At 39.8% G+C, this 2,916-nt stretch carries 3 protein-coding genes and 1 pseudogene; all 4 read left to right on the top strand.

Going from position 1 to position 2,916, the window contains the following annotated elements; genetic code table 11:
* A pseudogene (locus tag AC1DOS_RS19230) lies at nt 1–874 on the top strand (hypothetical protein); the annotation flags it as partial.
* A gap of 11 nt (nt 875–885) precedes the next feature.
* Nucleotides 886–1,878, top strand: coding sequence for an AAA family ATPase (locus tag AC1DOS_RS19225; RefSeq protein ID WP_477538793.1), 993 nt, complete (start codon nt 886–888; stop codon nt 1,876–1,878).
* The gene (locus AC1DOS_RS19220) at nt 1,875–2,750 is read left to right on the top strand and encodes a DUF58 domain-containing protein (protein ID WP_477538792.1); all 876 of its coding nucleotides are present in this window, start codon (nt 1,875–1,877) and stop codon (nt 2,748–2,750) included. The genes AC1DOS_RS19225 and AC1DOS_RS19220 overlap by 4 nt, the downstream gene beginning before the upstream one ends.
* 12 nt (nt 2,751–2,762) lie before the next feature.
* Nucleotides 2,763–2,916, top strand: a 154-nt coding sequence (locus AC1DOS_RS19215; RefSeq protein ID WP_477538794.1) for a BatA domain-containing protein, incomplete at its 3' end; no start/stop codon positions are given.

The following is a 2,916-nucleotide window of genomic DNA, read 5'->3' as shown; positions in this document are numbered from 1 at the left end:
AGCAAAAACAATTAAGAAAACCTCACCTGCGAAGCTAAAAAAAGAACTTCAGCAATTAGAAAAGGATTTAGCGAAAACAGAAACTACAGATGAAGCACTTCGTGAGTTAGTTAAAAAGCAGAAAGAGCTTCAATTACGCGAACAAAAATTAGTTGATAAACAGCAGGCTGCTAACAAATCTGGAAATGGTAAAAACGGCTTAACAGCATCTGAAAAAGAAGAATTAGCTGCTTTAAAAGCAGCAACAAAAGATCTCGCAGATCAGGCAGGTAAAACTCAAACAGCGTTAAGTAAATTAGGAAAAACATCTGGAACCTCAAATAAGACAGCTTCAGGGCAAACGAATCCAGCAAACCCGAGTCAAAGTAATGGTCAAACAGGTTCTCAAGCAACTACACAAGGTCAACCATCGAACAGTCAAACTCCCTCAAGTCAAAGCTCAGGCCAGGGCCAAGGTCAGGGCCAAGGTCAGGGCCAGGGCCAGGGCCAAGGCCAAGGCCAAGGTCAAGGTCAAGGTCAAGGGCAGGGACAAGGACAAGGACAAGGACAAGGCCAAGGCGGAGGCGGCCAAGGTCAACCATCTGGAGGTTTACAAGGAGCATATGGTTCAGGGAGTCGCGATTTATTATCTGTTCCGTCAAGACTTGGTGGATCTACTGAATCTACGGTTGACAGCGGGAAAATTGGAGAAGGCTCTTCAGCGGAAGAGCAAGAAAGCGCAGCGCCTGTTACTAAAGGAACAGTTAAACCCTATGGTGATGTAATTGGATCGTATAAAGACTCCTACTTAAAAAGCTCTGATCGTCTTCAACTACCACCGGACTTACAACGAATTGTCCAAGACTATTTTTCATCAATCGAAACAAGCGAATAGGGAGGTTAAGTATGTCATTTACACCACAACACTATGAAGAAATGAGTCAGCGTCTAAACCAAGTAAAACAAGGAATCGGTCAATTTATCGTTGGCCAACAAGAAGCGGTGGATTTCACTCTTTACTCAGTTTTAGCTGATGGGCATGCCTTACTTGAAGGATTGCCGGGTTTAGGGAAGACAATGTTGATTCGAACAATTTCAGATGTTTTGGATTTATCTTTCTCACGAATTCAATTCACTCCAGATTTAATGCCTTCAGATATTACTGGTACGAGTATGATTGAGCGTACCGATGAAGGGAAGCAAAATTTTTCTTTTAGGGAAGGTCCTATTTTCAGTCAAATGGTCTTAGCCGATGAAATTAATCGTGCAACACCAAAAACCCAGAGTGCCTTGCTCGAGGCCATGGGGGAGAAGACTGTGACGGTATTAGGAGATACAAAACAAATGGCACGACCGTTTTTTGTGCTTGCCACTCAAAATCCAATTGAAATGGAAGGAACATATCCGCTTCCGGAGGCTCAAATGGACCGTTTTTTATGTAAAATACATGTTAATTACCCAACAAAAGAAGAGTTGAAAGAAATAGTCTTGAGAACAACAGGTGCCAAAGTTATTCAACTAGAAAAGGTCATGAATGCTGACGATTTAATCATTGCTCAAGAAATGGTAAAAGAGGTACTAATAGCAGATGATATGCTTGATTACGCTATTGATTTAACTTCAGCTACCCACCCAAATCAAGATGCAACAGATGACGTAAAACAGTATGTTCAATACGGTAGTGGACCTCGAGGACTACAAAGTCTAATTCGATTAGCGAAAGCAAGAGCTCTTGTAGCTGGACGTTATCATGTGTCAATTGCAGATATTAAATCAGTAGCCACACCTGCTCTTCGTCATCGAATGTTGTTAAATTATGAAGGTGAAGCAGAAGGTAAAACAGCAGACTCCATTCTTGAAAGTTTGCTTCAGACCATAAAACAAGGGCAGATATCATGAATCAATCATCTATTTTACCGGAAGATTGGTCTGCGAAAATTGGACGTTTACAAATCGCGACGAAATCGAAATTGCGAGGTCAGCATAAAGGATCTCATCGATCTATGCGTTTCGGATCGTCACTCGACTTTTCGGACTTTCGAGAATATCACCCTGGAGACGATGTTCGCCAAATTGATTGGAATGTCTTTGGAAGAACGGATAAATACTTCATTAAACGCTTTTTAGATGAACAAGAAATGCGCGTTCATATTTTACTCGACAGTTCAAAATCGATGCAAGAAGACAAAAAGTGGCTATTGGCAAAGCAATTAACGATATCACTTGGACAACTTGTTTTAGGTAGAGATGATCGGCTTTCATTTGCTATGCCAACTGAAGAAAAAATTGCACCTTTTAGACGAAAAGGTGCAATGTACAGAAAAGCTTTTTCATCTTACATAACCAATCTAAGTGGTTCTCACAGTCAAACCTTGTTTACACGTCAAGCACTTCAACATATTGCGAAGGATTGCACCGTATTGTTTATCATTTCTGATGGATTAGAACCGATAGATGAGTGGGAAAAAATGTTGCGTAGATTGCCGAAATTTTCTCAAGATATACGATTAATACTTGTGCAATCTAGCGATGAAATAGCTCCAAGTTTTGTAGGGGATTTACAATTGATTGATAGAGAGACTGAAAATCGATTAAATGTTTCAGTATCGAGACGAGTAGTAGAAGATTATGAAAAGAAAAGACAGCAGCATTTTTTGGAACTCGATGCACTATGTCATCGTTTTGCTATTCACACGTTAAAAGTTGAAACAAAAGATGATATAAGTCATATTCTTTTCCATCAAATGATTCGTTCAAACTGGATAAATTGAGGTGAGTCGTCTATGGGCTTTGGACAATTAACATTTTTATGGACGGCGATCATCCCGATCACTGTTTTGCTGTATTATTTTTTCCGAAAAAAATATACTGAGAAAAAGATTTCTTCAACGATGTTTTGGGAAACCGTAATGAAAGAAACAAAAGTTTCTCCTTATC

It is taken from the genome of Paenisporosarcina sp. P5_A11 (assembly GCF_056400705.1).
The sequence above is the reverse complement of the archived record's forward strand: the minus strand, read 5'-3'. Positions and strand labels throughout refer to the sequence as shown.